The sequence below is a fragment of the Gluconacetobacter sacchari genome, assembly GCF_014174255.1.
Taxonomy (GTDB): domain Bacteria; phylum Pseudomonadota; class Alphaproteobacteria; order Acetobacterales; family Acetobacteraceae; genus Gluconacetobacter; species Gluconacetobacter sacchari.
On the sequence record NZ_JABEQJ010000006.1, the window covers coordinates 1 to 16724 of the forward strand.

Here is a 16724-nt window from a genome sequence, read left to right on the forward strand (position 1 = left end):
GGTGGCGCGGCGGGTGGCGGGCTCGCGGCCGGGGCGCGCGGGGGCGGCGCGGACGAGGCGGGCGGCGGGAGGTGGGCCAGCCGGTTCGCCGGGCGGTCGTCCAGCGCCGCGTCGGCTCCCCATTCGACATACAGCCGCAGCAGGGCGAGTGCTTCCATCATGCTGTCCGGGGAACTCCTGCGCGGGTGGGTGTTTGGCAGTTTAGCCGACGCGGGGTAGGGTCCGCCATCATGCAGCGTCTTCGCTCTTTCTGCGCGTTTCTTCTGGCCCTGTCGGCGCCGGCCGGCGCCCTGTCCGCCCGCGAGGTGGCGGGACCGCCCGCGCCCGTCGTGGAGAGCGGCGCCGCGTCGTGGCCGCCCGGCCTGGATGCCCCGTATCTGGTCGCCACCGTCGCGGCGCTGGAGGGGGAGGACGCGGTGGCCGCGACGGCGTTCCGCCAGGCGGCGCAGATCGATCCGGCGCAGCCGGTCCTGCTGCGGCGGGCCTTTCTCTATAGTGCCCTCGCGGGCGACGACTCGGCGGCCGTGCTGGCGGCGCGGCTGCCGGGCCAGACGCTGGCCGAGCTTGTACTGGGCAACCAGGCGGTGCGGACCGGGCAATGGACCGGCGCGCTGGCCGCCTATGGCCGGGTCCGCACGGATGCGTTGCTGGCGACGGTGCGCCCGTTGCTGGAAGGCTGGACCCTGCTGGGGGCCGGGAAGGGCGAGCGCGCGCTCGCCGCGCTCGATCCGCTGGTGGCGGACCATGATCTGGGTGGATATTACGCCGTGCATGCCGCGCTGATCGCCCGCGCCGCCGGCTGGACCGATCGGGCGGACCGCTTCATGCGCGCGGCGCTGGCCGCGCCGGAATCGGGCCATGACCTGTTTGCCGTCCTGACGCTGGGGCACTGGCTGATCGGCCAGGGGCGGCGCGCCCAGGCCGCGCATCTGGTCGACGTTCTGCTGGCCGGGGCGCCCGGCCTGTCGCTGTCGCGGCAGGGCATCGTGGCCGCGATGGACCGCGCGCCGCCGGCCGCGCCGCGCCAGGGCATCGCGCAGGCCTATACCTTCCTGGCCGGGCTGGTGGGGCAGGAAGTGGAGCGGATGGCCGATCCGTCGGGCCGGCTGGCCCAGGATGTCGGGCTGCGGGACATGCGGATGCTGCTGCTGCGCTTCGCGCTGGGGCTGGACCCGGCCCAGGGCCAGGCGCGGCTGATGCTGTCGGCGCTCCAGTATGAGAGCGGCCATGCGGCGGCGGCGCGGGACATGCTGGCCGGCGTGGGGGCGGACGATCCGCTGGCGAGCGTCATCCAACTGCAACTGGCGCGGCTGGATGCCGCCACCGGGCGGTGGGACGACGCGAAGGCCGTGCTGGACCGGCTGATCGCCGCCCAGCCCGGCCAGCCGCGTATCTGGCAGACGCTGGGCGACCTGCAATCGGACCGGCAGGACTGGCTTGGGGCCGAGAGCTCCTACAGCCGCGCGATCGCCGCCGCGGGGACCCTGACCGGTGACGACTGGCTGCTGCTGTTCGGCCGGGCCGTGGCCTATGACCGGCTGGACCGGTGGCCGCAGGCGCAATCCGACCTGGAGCATGCGCTGGCCCTGGCGCCCGATGAGGGGTTGCTGCTGAATTATCTGGGCTATTCGCTGGTGCAGCAGGGGCGCGACCTGCCGCATGCCGAGTCTCTGTTGCGCCGGGCCGTTGCGCTGGAGCCGCAGAACGCGGCGATCCGCGACAGTCTGGGCTGGGCGCTGGTGCGGCAGGGGCACATCGCCGAGGGCGTCGCGGTGCTGGAGCGCGCGGCGGAACAGACGCCTGAGGACCAGGCGGTCAATTACCATCTGGGCGTGGCCTACCAGGAATCCGGCCGGCTGCGCGAAGCGATCAACCAGTGGCATTTCGCCCAGGGGTTGCCCGCCAGCGACCCGGGCGACGCGCGGCGGATCAGCGATGCCCTTGCGGAGGCGGCGCGTTCGGTCCATCAGGTCGGGCCGCCGGTTCAGGCACCGTCCGGCCAGAAGAAGGACTGAATCGCCCGTGACAGGGACCCTGTACGAATCCGCGCACGCGAAGATCAATCTCTACCTGCATGTGACGGGGCGCCGGGCCGATGGCTACCATCTGCTGGACAGTCTGGCGGTGTTTGCCGGCGCGGGCGACACGCTGGCCCTGCATGCCGGCCACGGGGCGGCCGGCGCCGTCTCGCTGGATATTGCCGGGCCGTTCGGGGCCGGGCTGGCGGCGGATGCCGACAGCAACCTGATCCTGCGGGCGGCGCGCCTGCTGCGCTCGGAAATCGGCGGCACCGACCGTCTGGACCCGCTGCATATCGTGCTGGACAAGAGGTTGCCGGTCGCCTCGGGCATCGGCGGCGGCTCGGCCGACGCGGCGGCGGCGCTGCGGCTGCTGCTGCGCGCCTGGCCGGCGAACGTGCCGCGCGAGCGGCTGATGGCGCTGGCGACCGAACTGGGGGCCGACGTGCCCGTCTGCGTCGACCAGCGCGCCGCCCGCATGGGCGGCATCGGCGAACGGCTGGACCCCGCGCCGGGCCTGCCGCCCTGTGGTCTGATGCTGGTGAATTGCGGCGAGGCGGTTTCGACCCCCGCCGTGTTTCGCGCGCGCGCGCCGGTCTTTACCCCGGCCGCCGCCCTGCCCGCCGCCTGGCCTGACGTGGCGGCGATGGCGCGTGACCTTTCGGGGCTGACCAACGATCTTCAGGACGCTGCCTGCGCGCTGTGTCCGGCGATCCGTACCGTGCTGGACGTGCTGGAGACGGCGCCCGGCTGCCGGCTGGCGCGGATGAGCGGGTCCGGCGCGACCTGTTTCGCGCTGTTCGACAGCCCGCAGGCCGCCGAGGCCGCGCGGGCGGCGGTGGAACGGCCCGACTGGTGGGTCTGGGCCGGTTCCCTTTTCGCCTGAGCCTCTGTCCGAGAACCGGGTTGCTCCCGCCCGCCTTGTGGTATCCTGCATCCCGTGACGGGTCGGGAGGCGAGGGATGAGCGCGCGGATGCAGGTTACGCTGTCTGAGGATCGCCAGACGGCCACGCTGGCGTTTCTGGACGGCAGCGGGGTGGAGGGGGCGATCGCCCTTACGCTGGCGCAGTTGAGCGAGTTGATCGCGAGCCTGGGCACCGTGCGCGGCGCGATGGTCGAGACCCTGCCGCCGCCGCCGATCGAGGGCGTGCCGGTGGTGCCGGTGTTGCGCACCAACTGGGCCGTCCAGCCCGAGGCGCTGAGCGAGGGGTCGCTGATCGCCTTCCAGCACCCGGCCTATGGCCCGGTCGGGCTGGCGCTGGCGCCCGACGATGTGCGGCGCGTGGTGCAGGCCCTGACCCGGCATCAGGCGATGATGCATTCCGGCAAGGGGAAGACGGGCCTGCCGAGCTGATGCCGAGCCGTCGTTGAATATGCGCGTTGGGCCTAGAGCCATATCCGTTCACACTGGTTCACGGATATGGCTCTAGATCATTGTTTTATAGAGCATCTTTATCCGACCGAATGAGTCCATCCGGTTGGATGATGCTCTAAAGCGCGGGCGGTTCGATCGGCCAGTCGGCGCGGGCCAGCGCCCGGGGGGCCAGGCGGGCCATCAGCAGCGCGAAGGCGATCGCCGCCACGGGCAGGCCCCAGTAGAGCAGAGGCGGGGGCAGGCGCCCGTTGAACAGGACGCCGGTATAGAGCTGGAGGCCGGCCATGCTGCCCAGCATCGACAGGAGCAGCATGACGCCGGGGCGGTTGGTCACGGGCGAGAGCACGGCCAGGCTGGGCAGGTAGCTGCCGCCGATGATGACGGCCGCCAGGGCCGGCCACGCCGCCAGGGCGCGCAGCGGCGGCACCGTGCCGATCAGGCCGGCGGCCAGTGCGGCGAACAGGCTGAGGATGATTCCGGCCATTATGGCGCGGCCGGCATGGGCGCGGTAGAGCGCGCGCGCGAAATCGGCCCGCGCGCCGAACGGGCCCAGCGACAGCAGGAACGGCCAGTCGCGGCGCGACAGCATCCAGCTGGGCAGGACCGCCGCGCCCAGCATCACGACCTGGCCCAGTGCCATGGTGGCGGCCTCGCGCCCGTCTTGCGGCGTGGGCACGCGCAGGGTGCTGAGTCCGTTGACCAGCAGCATCAGGACTGTGCTCGCCATGAGGATCAGGGCCGACTGTACGAACAGTCCCAGCGGCGCGCCGGTGGCCAGCCCGTTGGGCAGCGGCATCGCGCGCAGGGCGGGTGGCTGCCACATCAGCACGCGGGCCAGGGCACGGACGGTGGCACGCGGCGGCCCGCCGTCCGGCCCGGCGGCGGAGCGGGCGGGGCCTTGCTCCCCCGGATGGGCGAAGGGATCGTGGTGCAGTTCGACAAGGGCCGCGGGCAGCGCCACGGCCAGCAGCGCCAGCGCGACGAACCAGGGGGCCTGCATCAGCCGGTCCTGCATCGCGGGCAGCATGAACAGGGCGAACAGGCCGAAGACGATGGCGGTGCGCGCCTTGCGCAGGCGCGGCCGCAGGACCTTCGGCCCGGTCAGGTCGCTGCCGGTGCTGAGCGCGAGGTTGAGGGATTCCAGCGCCAGCACGTTCAGCAGCGGTAGGCCGCGCACGATGGCGGGCACGGCGAGCAGCCCCAGCGCCAGGGCGAGCATGAGGTGGATCGCCCGGTATTCGGCCCCGATCAGGCGCGGGACCATCGGCGACAGCGGCGAGCGCACCTGGCGCCAGTACTGGCAGCACAGGCCGGTGAAGAGCGCCTGCTGCGCCAGCCACCACATGATGCCGATATCGTGGAGGCTGCCGGGGTGCCCCGGCCGCGGGTGGTGCAGGCTGAAGGCGGTGATGGCGCCATAGGCCGCGGCGGGGATCAGGGAGGGATTTTCACGGATGAAGACCGGCGAAACATAGAGCCGGAGCGCATGCAGCGTGTCCATCATCGGGTCAGGGCCAGGAACAGCCGTTCGATGTCCCCCGGCAGCATGGCGTGGCCCGCCGCCGCAGCCGCCGCGTCCAGTGCCGGATGCCAGCCGCGCACCCACACGCCTTCCGCCCCCTGGGCGGTCCCCGGGGCGGCCCCCGGGGCGGCAATGACGTCGAGGTTCCAGCCCGCGTCGGGCGGCCCGGAGAGGCGGCGGACGGTGGCCGCGATCTCGCGCGCCGTCATGTCCAGCATCACCTGCCCGTGGCGCATCATGATGAAGCGGTCGCTGGTGTCCTGGAGGTCCGAGATGATGTGCGAGGAGATCAGCACGCTGGCGCCGCTGCGCCGCGCATAGGCCGGCAGCAGGCGCATGAAATCGTAACGGGCCTGCGGGTCGAGGCTGGCGACCGGTTCGTCCAGCACGATCAGGTCGGGGCGGAAGCGCAGCGCCAGCACGATCGCCAGCCGCTGGCGCTCGCCGCCCGACAGGGTCTTGATGCGCGCGCGCGGGTCGAGCGCCGCCCAGTCCTCCCATGTCCGGTCCTCGGTGTCGTCGGGGCGGGCGCGGTAGCGGGACAGGTAGGCCATCAATTCGCCGACCCGGAACCAGGTGAAGCCGGTCATGGTCTGCGGCACGAAACCGATGCGCGCCCGGGTTTCGGCGCGCAGGGAGGTGGCGTCCTCGCCCCAGAGCCGCACCGTGCCGCCATCGACCGACAGCAGGCCGAGCAGACAGCCGATCAATGTGGTCTTGCCCGCGCCGTTGGGACCCAGCAGGGCCGTGATCTCGCCGGGGCGCAGGGTCAGGCTGAGATCGTCGAGGACGGGGCGTCCGCCGAGCACCTTGCGCAGATGGGAGATTTCGACCGGGATTTCTGGATCAGGCATCGTTCATGCGTCGGAAAACATTGCAAATTGTTGCAGTGTCGAACGCTTGTCTGTCAAGGGGCAGCGGCGGGAGGTCCGTGGAGACGGGCCGGAGCGTCACCCGCGCCTGTCCGCGGCCCCGCGGCGCAATGTCGCCAGCAGGGCGGCCGCGCCGACGGCCAGGGCGGTGCCGGCGAGGATCGTCTGCAGGGTGGTGGTCAGCAGCAGCGGCATGCGCCGCCGGCTGAGATGGTCGAAGGGACCGTGCGCGGCGTGGGCGCCGGCGACGGGGGTGAACAGATTGTCCGGCGTGTCGTCGTCGGCCGGATGTTTTTCCAGTTGCTGGCGATAGGCGTGGACGGCCTGGCGCCGGTCCAGCAGCGAGGGGGCCAGCAGGGCGGCCACGCGCTGGCCCACGCCCGACAGGCCGACCCGCAGGTCGCGGTGGCGGCCGAAGGCGGCGCGGCTGATCGCCTCGGCCGCGATTTCGGGTTCGAAGACCGGGCCGGCCGGGCGCAGGCGCTTGCCGGTATGGTTGCGCGTCCATACGAAGCGCGGGGTGTTGATGGCCGGCAGGCTGACCAGCGACAATTGGATGCGGTCGCCGTCATGCAGGATTTCGGGGCGCAGGCTTTCGGTAAAGGCGCGGATTGCCGCCCGGGCGCCGCTTTCGATGCTGCGCAGCGGGCGGGGCAGGGAGAGCGCGTCCAGATTGACGATGGTGCCGTACCCCCGCCGCCGCATGCGGATCAGCGCAGTCCGGGTGCCGAAGACGGTGCCGAGATAGGTCACGTCGGTCGCGCGGCGGATTTCCTCGGGAGCGAGTTCCACGAACTGGCCGCTGACGCCCGCGCCGGCGCAGTTCACCCACAGGGTGATCGGGCCCAGCGTGTCCTCGATCCGGTCGGCCGCGCGTTCCAGTGCCTCGGCGTCGGTGACGTCGGCGGCGATGGTGAGGGTACGGATATGCAGTTCCGCCAGTTCCGCCGCCGTGTCTTGCAGCCGTGCCGCGTCGCGGCCGATCAGCGCGACGTCGCACCCCGCGCGCGCCAGGGTCCGCGCCGTGGCGCGGCCGATTCCGGCGCCGGCTCCGGTGATGACGGCGATCTGGTGGGGCATGGTGCGGACTCCGCTCGACGGATCGTGGTGGGGATCGTGGTGGGGATCGTGGTGGGGATCGTGGTGGGTGCGCCTTGTTTGCTCCGGGAGCGGGCGCGCCGCAAGTCGGGGGCGGTATGCCGGGGGCGGGTTCTTCTACAGATATTTCAGGGCGACGAAGCCGCCGACGAGGATGGCGCCGAACAGGGTGGCCACCAGGGTCAGGCGGCGTTCGATGAAGGCCTGGATCGAAGCGCCGTAGCGCCGGAGCAGGGCGGCGAGCAGAAAGAAGCGGGCGCCGCGGGTGACGAGGCTGGCCAGCACGAAGGGGATGAGCGGAAAATGCGCCGCCCCGCTGGCGATGGTGACGATCTTGAAGGGGATCGGCGTCAGGCCCTTGAACAGGATGATCGCCACGCCCCAGTGGCGGAACTGCGCCTGCATCGCGGCCAGCCGGGCCTCGGCGTGGTAGAAATGGATGATCGGCATGGCGACGTGTTGCAGCAGGGCGGCCCCGATATACCAGCCGAGCAGCCCGCCGCAGACGCTGGCCAGCGTGCAGAGCGCGGCCAGCGCCCAGGCCCGGTCGCGATGGGCCAGGACCATCGGCACCAGCAGGATATCGGGCGGCAGGGGAAAGACGCTGGCCTCGGCGAAGGCGATCACGCCCAGCCAGAGCGGGGCGTGGCGGCTGGCGGCCAGGGACAGGGTGCGGGCGTAGAGTCGGTCGAGCATGTCGGTGCGCCTGGTCGGGTGTCGGGGCCGGATTCCGCCTGACACAACGCCCGAAACGGGCGGCGTGCGCAATCGGGGGGCGTCTGAAATACGGCGATCATGCCATTTTCATCCGTGCCTGCGTCTGCCCGCCTGCCGGTTCCGGCGACGGGCGCCGGAAGAAGAAGGACATATCTTCATCGGCATCGATATTTGATCGTTATTTTCAGAATGCGTTCTTCCGGCCGGATGTGGACCATATTTTACTGTATCGGTCTCTGTCGGGAGAAATTCTGGAAACGTGACGGGGTGGACCCGCCATCATCAGGTTCGCATCAGGTTGACATGTTAGGAGGCGCGCCTGGTGTCAGGAAAGGGCGTGCCGGGTGGGACAGGATATCAAGGTCTTCAGGAGGGCCCTGCCGTTGGCGTCCAGGCTGGCGGTCACGTCCATCGGTTTGCTGATTGGCACCGGATTTCTCTCCCGGACGAGGGCGCAGGCAGCGGACCTGCCGCCAGCCGACCCGCGCAGCATCATCACGCTTCAGGACGAGAATGCCTCGATCAGCACCGCGTCGCTGACGGATCGCTATTATGTCAACGGCTTGCGGCTGGGATACACATCGCCCACGGACATCACGCCCGGCTGGATGCAGCGTCTGGGCCATGCGATCTGGGGCGCGGGGCGCCAGCGATTTGCGATCGATATCGCGCAATCGATGTTTACGCCCGGCGACACGTCTGTTGCCCCGCCCGCGCCTTATGACCGTCCCTATGCCGGGCTGCTTCAGGCAACGGCGACCCTGATCCAGGACTCGCGGACGACGCGGGACATTCTCTCCTTCTCGCTTGGCGTCATGGGGCCGGGGTCGGGCGCCGGCGATCTGCAGGACGGTTTCCACAATGTCATCGGCCAGGGCCACGATGCGGGGTGGCATGACCAGCTCCCCAATCAGGCGGTCGGCGAGGTCATGGCGCAGCGGACGTGGCGACTGCCGCTCGCGCGCCTGGCCGGCATGCAGGTCGATGTGCTGCCGGCGGCCACGATCGCGGCCGGCAATGTGCGGAGTTACGGGCAGGCATCGGCGCTTTTCCGCATCGGCCAGGGCCTGGAGTCCGATTTCGGCGTGGCGCGGATACAGCCCGGCATCACGGGGGCGGACGCATACATGCCGTCCCGGCCGCTGGTATGGTACGTGTTCGGCGGCGGCGACGGCCAGATGGTCGCCAATGACATCACCCTCGACCCGGGCGGTGCGCCCTATCTGTCGCATGTTTCGATGATCAACGAGGTCGGGGAAGTGGAGCTTGGCGCGGCCCTGATCTGGCATGGGGTGCGGATCAGCTACACGCAGGTGTTCCAGGCCCGCGAATTCCATGGCCAGACCGGCGGCATGCACCAGTTCGGCTCGCTGGTCGCCGGCGTACGGTTCTGAACGATGCGGGTTTCCATTAAAATCACGACGGGTTCCCGCTCATATGCATGCCTTCTGGCCTGTACGGGTGCGTTCGCGGGCCTTCATGCCTATGCGCAGACACCAGTCAGAAACCTGCCTGTGCGTCACGCCCAAGGCGCGTCACCCACCCGTGCGGCGCCCGGCAAGCCGGTCCGGCCGGTCCATGCCGGCACCGCGACGAAGCCGACCGGGGAAAATATCGTCGTCACGTTCCGCCGTCACCGGTCGGCGGACGGCGTGACGGGCCTGCAACCGGGTGGTGGCCTGATCAAGCCCGAAACCGCGCCCAAATCGGTCAGCACCGTCAGCCGAGACTTTATCCAGAAGCAATCGCCGGCTCAAAACCCGTTGCAATTGGTGCAGTTGCTGCCGGGCGTGGTCGTGGGGTCGGCCGATCCGTTTGGCGTGACGGGGGGCACCATCTCGCTGCGCGGCCTCGATCAATCCGAAATGGCGATGACGTGGGAGGGAGCCCCTGCGACCGATGTCGGCGTCTACACGATCGACACGTCGGAATTCGCCAGCAACGAGGATCTGGAGGACATGACCGTCCAGCAGGGCTCTTCCAATCTCGACACGCCGACCATCAACGGTTCGGGGGGCCTGCTTTCCTTCCGTGACCGTGATCCCTCCCGGAAGATGGGTGGCCTTGTGACGCTGGGCTACGGTTCGTTCAACTATCACCGTGAATTCGTCCGCTTCGATACGGGCGAGATCGGCCATAGCGGCGTACGCGCCTATGTCTCCTACGCCAACCAGCAGGACGATGCCTGGCGCGGGCCCGGTCACGACACGATCTGGAACATGGACTGGAAGGCGGTGAAGGAATGGGGCGATGACAATCGCGTCACCTTCGTCGGGGCCTATCGTGACTCCATCGAAAACACGTGGCCCTCGACGACGATGGCGGACTGGCAGACCTATGGCCGCGATTTCACCTGGGACAGACATTATGTCCTGGGGCCGGAGGGACAGAATTACTGGCGGCTCAATCGGAACCCCTACGACAACCTGCTGCTCAGCGCGCCGTCCCACGTCACGCTGACGGACCGCTGGAAGCTCGATGTCACGCCCTATTTCTGGCATGGCTACGGCAATAGCGGGGCGGGCGCCTTCATCAACAATACCAACGGCAATTTCCTCGGCACGGAAGCCGTCACGCAGCCGCTCGACCTGCCCTATGCCCGGCCGGCCGGAGACGGCACGACCGACGCCATGACGTTGATGGCCTTTCAGAACGACCAATATCGGGGCGGCTTCACGGCAAAGACCGATTACAGGATCAACAGCCACCATGATGTCTATCTGGGATGGTGGTTCGATTACGCGAACGACCATGATTCGGTCATCCTGTCGCCCGTTACCTTCAGCGGACGACCTGTCAATATCTTCGGTGAAACCGACAATATCAAACTCGCCAATGGTCAGTTGCTTGCCTACCAGAACATCTCGACGATCACGACCGTCGATGCGCTATTCGCGGGGGATCGTGCAACCTACCTTGGCGGCAAGCTGACGGTGGATGCCGGACTCAAGGTGGCGATGGTCAACCGCAACGGCACCAACATGCTGCCCGGCCCGCAATACAAGGTCGTCCTGAACGATTTCCAGCCCTTGCCGGCGCTGTCGGCGCGCTACCAGTTCAGCAGGGAACATCAGATCTTCGCCAGCGTTTCGACGAATTTCCGCTCGCCGGCGACCCCGACCCTGTACGATGCCTATTACGGGCACGGGATTTCAGTCCGGGGCACCACGAACCTGAAGGACGAATATTCGATCTCGGAAGAGATCGGCTATCGCTATAACGGTCCGCTGCTTGTCGCCAGCGCGACCTATTTCCACTATAATTTCACCAACCGGCAGATCCAGAGCGTCATTCCCGGCACGAACGGCGCGGAGACGGTGGACCTCAATGCCGGCGGCCAGACGTCGGACGGCGTCAGCCTCGAAGCGGGGACGCGGCCGTTCCGGCATTTTCGGCCCTATGTTTCCGGCCAGTATCTGCATGCCACGATCGACAATAATATTGCCGGCCTGCCGACCAGCGGCAGGACGGCCGTGCGCTCGCCGCGCTGGACAGGGGCTCTGGGCATCGACTGGGACAATGGCACGGTCTTCTGGAACTACAGCATCCGGTACGTGTCGCGGCAATATTCCACCTTCATGAACGACGAGTACATTCCCGGATATTACGACATGAACGCATCGGTCGGCGCGCGGCTGCCGGGATACGGGCCGATGAAGAGCCCGACGATCCAGGTCAATTTCATCAATCTGACGAACAATAACTACCTGTCCGGTGTGCAGAGCGTGACGACCAACGCGGTGACGACGCATGGCGTGCAGGGCACGGCGCCGGATTACCTGATCGCGCCGGGCCTGGCCGTGGTCGCGACGGCGAAGGCGGGGTTCTGAGCCGCGCGGCCTTGCCGCCGGGAGCCTGTCGGGTAGCCTGATGAGCCGGCGCGGCCCCGGCGAGGGGGTGGGACCGCGGTCCGCCGGCTTTTTTTCGCGGGATGGAACATCGGATGCAGATCCTGCTTGTGGAAGATCACGACCTGCTTGGCGTGGCGATGAAGAGCGCACTGGAACAGGACGGCTATGATGTCCGGTGGTGCCGGGACGGCGAGGCGGCGGCGAGTGCCCTGACGCAGGCGCGCTTCGACCTGGTGCTCCTGGATCTCGGTCTGCCTGTCCTGTCCGGTGAGGAACTGCTGCGCCAGGTCCGTCGGCAATCCGTCTATATCCCGGTCATCATCGTCACGGCCCGCGATCACCCCCGGCATCGTGTGGCGGGCCTCGATGCCGGAGCGGACGATTTCGTCGTCAAGCCTGTCGATCTCGCCGAACTGGCGGCCCGCATCCGGGCGCAAATCCGCCGGCAGGACGGGCGCCTGTCCGATATCCTGGCCCTCGGGAACGTGGAGATCGACCTGGCAGGCCGCGTCGTGCGGCGGGACGGTCGGCCGGTGCATCTGACCGCCAAGGAATTCAAGCTGGCGGCGCTGCTGGCGCGCCGCGCGGGCCGGTTCGTCTCGCAGTCCGATCTTGCCGACGAATTGTATGACGGCGGCAGGGATTATGACAGCAACACGATCGAAGTCGCGATATCGGCGATCCGGCGCAAGCTCGGGGCCGATTTCGTCATCACGGCGCGGGGGCTGGGGTATACGATCCCGAAATAGGGATTTCGGGAGTGCCTTTTCGATGCGTCTTCGCTCCCTGACGGCTGCCGTCTATATCCGCATGCTGCTGGTGCTGATCGCGCTCGGCTCGGCCGCCGGCGGCATCGCGTACGTCATGGCGCGCGCGAATGTCGACCGGGCATCGGACGGCAGCCTGCGGGTCAGCGCGAACATGCTCTATGCGCTGATGCAGGAGGAACTGTCGGAAAGCGCCGATGCGCATGTCCCGGACAGCCTGTTGAGTGCCGAGGACAAGCTGGCCTTTCGGACCGGCGCACGGCAGAGGATGTTCGCCGTCTTCCGGAATGGCACCGAGATCGTCCGTTCCGAGAATGCGCCGCCCGGCGGCGGCATCCCGCGTGATCCGGGTTTTCATACCTTCGGCCGGGAGGGCTGGCGGTCGTACGGGATGGACATTCCGCGTCATGGCCTGCTGATCGTGGTGGGCGAGCGCCGGGCCGACATCGACCGGGGCTTCACGAACCTGATCTACGACATTGTGTTCCCCGTGGAGCTTCTTGTTCTGTTCTGCGTATTTCTGCTCTGGACCATGCTTCGGGACGGTCTTTCGGACATGCGGCGGCTGAACCGGCAACTGGATTGCCGCTCGTTCCACGATCTCGACCCGCTCGACCCTGCCCAGTGGTCGCGGGAACTGGGCGGCCTGATCGGGACATTGAACACGCTGTTCGAACGCGTCCGAAGCGGTATCGAACAGGAACAGGCCTTTACCGATGCCGCCGCGCATCAACTGCGCACGCCCCTCGCGGCCATTCGCATGCATGCCGAGTTGCTGGGGCGGACCGTGGGCCTGCCGCATGCGCGGATGCTGCCATTGCTTCAATCGATCGATCAGGCGCGGGCGTTGACCGACCGCATGCTGCTGCTGGCCCGCCTGGATGCGACGACCGCCAGCAGAACGCGATTCGATGTCGCGGATCTCGTCGCCGCGCTTCTGGCACGGCAGGCGTTGCTTGCCGCGCGCAGCGGCATCGCATTCTCGTTCGACAGCGACGGGCCCGCGATCGTCGACTCGGACCCCGCATTGCTGGAAACCGCGTTGTCGGCGCTGGTCGAGAACGCCATGATCCATGCCGCCGCCGGTGGCATCGTCGAGATCAGGCTCGGTACGCTCAGGCGGAACACTGCGCGGCTGCTGCGGATCGACATTTCCGACCGGGGGCCGGGCATTCCCGAAGACAGCAGGACGGATGTCTTTCGTCGCTTCCACCAGGTGGGCGGCGCGCCGGGCGTGGGCACCGGGCTGGGCCTGGCGATCGCGGCGCGGGCTGTCGAGAGAATCGGCGGCAGGATCGAACTCTCCGGGCGTGACGATGGGCCGGGGCTGATGGCGTCCATCCTGATGCCTTGCATGTCGCCCTGATGTGTTTCGTTCGCGCGCCGGCCGCGTTCCGGTCTTCAGCAGACCAGGGTGACGGTGGCGCGCAGTCCGTGGGGGGTGCGGTTGCCGAGCCGGATGTCGCCGCCGAGGCCCCAGATGATGTTGCGGGCGATGGCCAGGCCCAGGCCGGTGCCGCCGGTTTCGCGGTTGCGGCTGGCCTCGGCGCGGACGAAGGGTTCGAACATCCGGGTCAGGTCCTCGGGTGGCAGGCCGGGGCCGTCATCCTCGATCAGGATCGTCGTCAGTCTTTCGCCCTCATGTTCCGGCTGCGGGGCTTGCAGGGTGACGCGCGCGCCGCCGCCGTAGAGGATGGCGTTCTGGACCAGGTTGTTCAGCGCGCGTTTCAGCGCCACCGGACGGGCCGCGATGGCGACCGCCGGCGGGGGCGTGGAGAAGCCGATCGCTTCGGCCTGGTCTGGGTGGGTTTCCGCGGCCTCGTCCAGGATGGTCTGGAGCAGGGCGGTCAGGTCCAGGCGGCCCATGGGCTCGCGCCGCGAGGTGTCGCGGCCGAAGGCCAGGGTGGCGGCGACCATGGATTCCAGCTCGTCCAGGTCGGCGAGGAACTTGCCGCGCAGCTCGTCGTCCTCGACGAATTCGGCCCGCAGCTTCAGGCGCGTGATCGGGGTGCGCAGGTCGTGGCCGATCGCCGTCAGCATCAGGGTGCGGTCGGTCACGAAACGCCGGATCCGGCTGGCCATGGTGTTGAAGGCCTGTGCCGCGCGGGCGATTTCCAGCGGTCCGTCCTCGGACATCGGGGGGGCGTTGACGTCGCGGCCCAGGGCCTCGGCCGCCGCCGCCAGGGTGCCGACGGGGGCCACCAGCCGCCGGACGCCCCACACGATCAGGATGCCGCCGGCCACCGTCATCAGCGCGAAGGCGGTCGGGAAGGTGGGGGAGCGGAACGGATTGGGCGACGGCAGGACGTAGCGGATCGTCAGCCAGCGCGTTTCGTCGGGCAGCAGGAATGCCACCGCCCGCCGAGGCGAGCCGTGCGGCGCGCTGAACAGCACCTGGCGCGGGCGCATGTGGGGGGGCAGCGGCGGCAGGTTCTGCGACGGATGAGCGAAGGGCGGGGGGGCGAAGGGGGGATGGCCCATGCGCAGGCGGGCCAGCGGGTCGCTGGCCGCCTGTTCGACCATGTCGGGGTCCGGGCCCGGGGTGAGGGCGATGTGGAACGTCGCGGGCGGATGCAGGGCCAGCAATTCGGCCTCGCGGTCCTGGGGCTGGGTCTCGACGATCGAGCGATAGATCATGCCGACATGATTCTGGCTTTCCTGCTGGATCATGCGGCGGTCGAAATCGATCCGGTCCAGCGCGTGGACGGCCAGGCCGATGGCCTCGATGATGCCCAGCCCGACGATCAGCAGCAGGCTGGTGCGGGCGGCCAGCGACCGGGGCCGGAACCGGCGGAGCATGCGACGGTGGAGGGGCGGCGTGTCGGCGGGCGAACCGGGCCTAGCGGCGTTCGACATCGGATGCCAGTACGTAGCCGCCGCCCCGGACCGTCTTGATGAGCTGGGCGTTGCGGCCGTTATCTTCCAGCTTGCGGCGCAGGCGGCTGATGGCGACGTCGATCGCGCGGTCGAAGGGGCCGGCCTGGCGGCCGCGCAGCAGGTCGAACAGCATGTCGCGGGTCAGGACCCGGTTGGCGCGGTCCAGCAATGCCGACAGCAGATCGTATTCGCCGCCCGTCAGCGCGACCTCGGTGCCGTCGGGGTTGAGCAGCCGGCGGCGCGTCGCGTCCAGCGTCCAGCCCGAGAAATGCAGGGAATGCGACAGCGGCCCGCCGGCGCGCGGTGCCGCGCCGTCGCCCGCCCGGCGCAGGATGGCGCGGATTCGCGCCAGCAGTTCGCGCGGGTTGAAGGGTTTTGGCAGGTAGTCGTCCGCGCCCATCTCCAGGCCGATGATGCGGTCGGTCTCGTCGCCCATCGCCGTCAGCATGATGATCGGCACATTGGCCTGCTCGCGCAGCCAGCGGGCGAGTTCCAGCCCGGTTTCGCCGGGCAGCATCAGGTCCAGCACCACGATCTGGTAATGGCCGGCCTGCCACGCCTTGCGCGTTTCGCGCCCGTCGCGCGCCGTGGTGACGCGGAACATGTTGCGTTCGAGGAAGCGGGCGAGAAGATCGCGGATTTCGCGGTCGTCGTCGACGACCAGAATATGCGGCAGGGGCTCCATACCCCTCCCTTACCGCTCTTTTCGCGCCCGCGCAGCCGATGTTTCATTCGGTTGCAATGGCCGTGGAGCGGGCGGGGCGGAAAAAAAACGCCCCGGACCCTCCGGAAGCCTGTGACAGGAGCGCCCGGTTCATGCACAGGATTGCGAATGGAACATTCCACCCTGTCCCCGGTCGCGCGTACGCCCGGCCGCTTGTCGTGTCCGGCGGTCCTGCTCGCTGCGCTGTCCGGTCTTCTCGTCCTGTCGTCCGGGCCGGTTCGCGCGGCGGGGATGCCCTTTATCGGCGATGCCGCGCGGGACATGCCGACGGGCGACCTGCCCGAACTGACGGTGCCCCCGCCGGTGCTGCCGGCCGCGGCGCCGGTCGCGCCGGACCGGGGGCCGCCGGCCATGGCTGCGGCCACCGCCACCCGCCGGCTGGGCAGCCTGATCGACCGCGACGTGGTGGCGCCGAACGGCAGCCATGTCGGGCAGGTGATCGACGTGCTGCTGGACCAGAGCGGGCACCCGGCCGCCATGGTGGTGGATGTCGGCGGTTTTCTGGGCGTGGGCAACCGGCGCATCGCCATTGCCTGGGACGCCTTCGCGCTGGGCGGGCTGACGGAGAAGACTCCGGTCCGGCTGCGGATCGACGGCGCCAGCGTGCGTTCGGCCCCGGCCTATGACGCGACCTCGATGGACGTGACGGTGGTGCAGGCGCCGCCGCCCGCGCCCGTGCCGCAGGCCGCGCCGGCGGCGGCGCCCGTGGCCCCCGTCATGGCGCCGGCCGACGCCGAGCCCGGGCCGGTCTCGATCGGGCCGCCGCCCGTGCCGCCGCCGCTGGTGCCCGGGGCGCCGGGCGGCGGGGGAGAGTCGCCTCCGGCGGAGCACGCGACCTCCGGGCGGTCGGGGTTCATGGCGCGATGAGCCGTCGCGACGACAGGCGGCGCGGGGACGGCCCT

14 protein-coding genes are annotated in these 16724 nt (G+C 69.2%); 8 read left to right on the forward strand and 6 right to left on the reverse strand.

The window, feature by feature from the left end:
• The first annotated feature begins 230 nt into the window (after positions 1 to 230).
• From HLH48_RS06125 to HLH48_RS06135, 3 genes are all read left to right on the forward strand, one after another.
• Positions 231 to 2015 carry a tetratricopeptide repeat protein gene (locus tag HLH48_RS06125; protein ID WP_182996622.1) on the forward strand — a complete coding sequence of 595 codons (1785 nt, stop codon included), beginning with the start codon at positions 231 to 233 and terminating at the stop codon, positions 2013 to 2015.
• Positions 2016 to 2022: 7 nt separating this feature from the next.
• Positions 2023 to 2904, forward strand: a complete 882-nt coding sequence (locus HLH48_RS06130; RefSeq protein WP_264812450.1) for a 4-(cytidine 5'-diphospho)-2-C-methyl-D-erythritol kinase — start codon at positions 2023 to 2025, stop codon at positions 2902 to 2904.
• 76 nt (positions 2905 to 2980) lie between these two features.
• Positions 2981 to 3373, forward strand: a complete 393-nt coding sequence (locus tag HLH48_RS06135; RefSeq protein ID WP_182996624.1) for a hypothetical protein — start codon at positions 2981 to 2983, stop codon at positions 3371 to 3373.
• A 136-nt stretch (positions 3374 to 3509) separates the two neighbouring features.
• Here the strand turns inward: HLH48_RS06135 and HLH48_RS06140 are convergent, their stop codons facing one another.
• The 4 genes from HLH48_RS06140 to HLH48_RS06155 all read right to left on the reverse strand — a co-directional run bounded on the left by HLH48_RS06140 (position 3510) and on the right by HLH48_RS06155 (position 7582).
• Complete coding sequence (locus HLH48_RS06140; RefSeq protein ID WP_182996625.1) at positions 3510 to 4898, reverse strand: hypothetical protein; 1389 nt, start codon at positions 4896 to 4898, stop codon at positions 3510 to 3512.
• Positions 4895 to 5770 (reverse strand): ABC transporter ATP-binding protein, encoded by an 876-nt coding sequence (locus tag HLH48_RS06145; RefSeq protein WP_182996626.1) that lies wholly within the window; start codon positions 5768 to 5770, stop codon positions 4895 to 4897. Before HLH48_RS06145 ends, HLH48_RS06140 begins: the two co-directional genes overlap by 4 nt.
• Positions 5771 to 5866: 96 nt before the next feature.
• Positions 5867 to 6868 (reverse strand): SDR family oxidoreductase, encoded by a 1002-nt coding sequence (locus HLH48_RS06150; protein WP_182996627.1) that lies wholly within the window; start codon positions 6866 to 6868, stop codon positions 5867 to 5869.
• 135 nt (positions 6869 to 7003) lie between these two features.
• A complete protein-coding gene (locus HLH48_RS06155) occupies positions 7004 to 7582 on the reverse strand; it encodes a YqaA family protein (RefSeq protein ID WP_182996628.1) in 579 nt (192 codons plus the stop codon).
• Between the two features lie 404 nt (positions 7583 to 7986).
• On the opposite strand from HLH48_RS06155, the gene HLH48_RS06160 reads away from it, so the two are divergent.
• The 4 genes from HLH48_RS06160 (at position 7987) to HLH48_RS06175 (ending at position 13587) form a co-directional block, all read left to right on the forward strand.
• Positions 7987 to 8997, forward strand: a complete 1011-nt coding sequence (locus HLH48_RS06160; RefSeq protein WP_182996629.1) for a lipid A deacylase LpxR family protein — start codon at positions 7987 to 7989, stop codon at positions 8995 to 8997.
• Positions 8998 to 9117: 120 nt separating this feature from the next.
• Positions 9118 to 11433, forward strand: coding sequence for a TonB-dependent receptor (locus HLH48_RS06165; protein ID WP_264812449.1), 2316 nt, complete (start codon positions 9118 to 9120; stop codon positions 11431 to 11433).
• 113 nt (positions 11434 to 11546) lie between these two features.
• Complete coding sequence (locus HLH48_RS06170) at positions 11547 to 12203, forward strand: response regulator transcription factor (protein WP_182996630.1); 657 nt, start codon at positions 11547 to 11549, stop codon at positions 12201 to 12203.
• 22 nt (positions 12204 to 12225) lie between these two features.
• Positions 12226 to 13587: a sensor histidine kinase gene (locus HLH48_RS06175; RefSeq protein WP_182996631.1), complete on the forward strand. Its 1362-nt coding sequence runs from the start codon at positions 12226 to 12228 to the stop codon at positions 13585 to 13587.
• Positions 13588 to 13622: 35 nt separating this feature from the next.
• On the opposite strand, the gene HLH48_RS06180 is transcribed toward HLH48_RS06175, so the two are convergent.
• Together HLH48_RS06180 and HLH48_RS06185 are read right to left on the reverse strand one after the other, a co-directional pair.
• Positions 13623 to 15020, reverse strand: coding sequence for an ATP-binding protein (locus HLH48_RS06180; RefSeq protein WP_246387029.1), 1398 nt, complete (start codon positions 15018 to 15020; stop codon positions 13623 to 13625).
• A gap of 40 nt (positions 15021 to 15060) precedes the next feature.
• On the reverse strand, positions 15061 to 15783 hold the full coding sequence (locus tag HLH48_RS06185; RefSeq protein WP_182996633.1) for a response regulator: 723 nt from the start codon (positions 15781 to 15783) through the stop codon (positions 15061 to 15063).
• Positions 15784 to 15930: 147 nt separating this feature from the next.
• Here HLH48_RS06185 and HLH48_RS06190 point away from each other — a divergent pair, with 147 nt between their 5' ends.
• Positions 15931 to 16689: a PRC-barrel domain-containing protein gene (locus HLH48_RS06190; protein ID WP_182996634.1), complete on the forward strand. Its 759-nt coding sequence runs from the start codon at positions 15931 to 15933 to the stop codon at positions 16687 to 16689.
• Positions 16690 to 16724: the final 35 nt, after the last annotated feature.

Excerpts from the sequence above, each read along its gene's own strand:
- HLH48_RS06125 (WP_182996622.1), top strand. The coding sequence starts at position 231 with ATGCAGCGTCTTCGCTCTTTCTGCGCGTTTCTTCTGGCCCTGTCGGCG.
- HLH48_RS06135 (WP_182996624.1), top strand. The coding sequence starts at position 2,981 with ATGAGCGCGCGGATGCAGGTTACGCTGTCTGAGGATCGCCAGACGGCC.
- HLH48_RS06140 (WP_182996625.1), bottom strand. The coding sequence starts at position 4,898 with ATGATGGACACGCTGCATGCGCTCCGGCTCTATGTTTCGCCGGTCTTC.
- HLH48_RS06145 (WP_182996626.1), bottom strand. The coding sequence starts at position 5,770 with ATGCCTGATCCAGAAATCCCGGTCGAAATCTCCCATCTGCGCAAGGTG.
- HLH48_RS06150 (WP_182996627.1), bottom strand. The coding sequence starts at position 6,868 with ATGCCCCACCAGATCGCCGTCATCACCGGAGCCGGCGCCGGAATCGGC.
- HLH48_RS06155 (WP_182996628.1), bottom strand. The coding sequence starts at position 7,582 with ATGCTCGACCGACTCTACGCCCGCACCCTGTCCCTGGCCGCCAGCCGC.
- HLH48_RS06170 (WP_182996630.1), top strand. The coding sequence starts at position 11,547 with ATGCAGATCCTGCTTGTGGAAGATCACGACCTGCTTGGCGTGGCGATG.
- HLH48_RS06175 (WP_182996631.1), top strand. The coding sequence starts at position 12,226 with ATGCGTCTTCGCTCCCTGACGGCTGCCGTCTATATCCGCATGCTGCTG.
- HLH48_RS06180 (WP_246387029.1), bottom strand. The coding sequence starts at position 15,020 with ATGCTCCGCCGGTTCCGGCCCCGGTCGCTGGCCGCCCGCACCAGCCTG.
- HLH48_RS06185 (WP_182996633.1), bottom strand. The coding sequence starts at position 15,783 with ATGGAGCCCCTGCCGCATATTCTGGTCGTCGACGACGACCGCGAAATC.
- HLH48_RS06190 (WP_182996634.1), top strand. The coding sequence starts at position 15,931 with ATGGAACATTCCACCCTGTCCCCGGTCGCGCGTACGCCCGGCCGCTTG.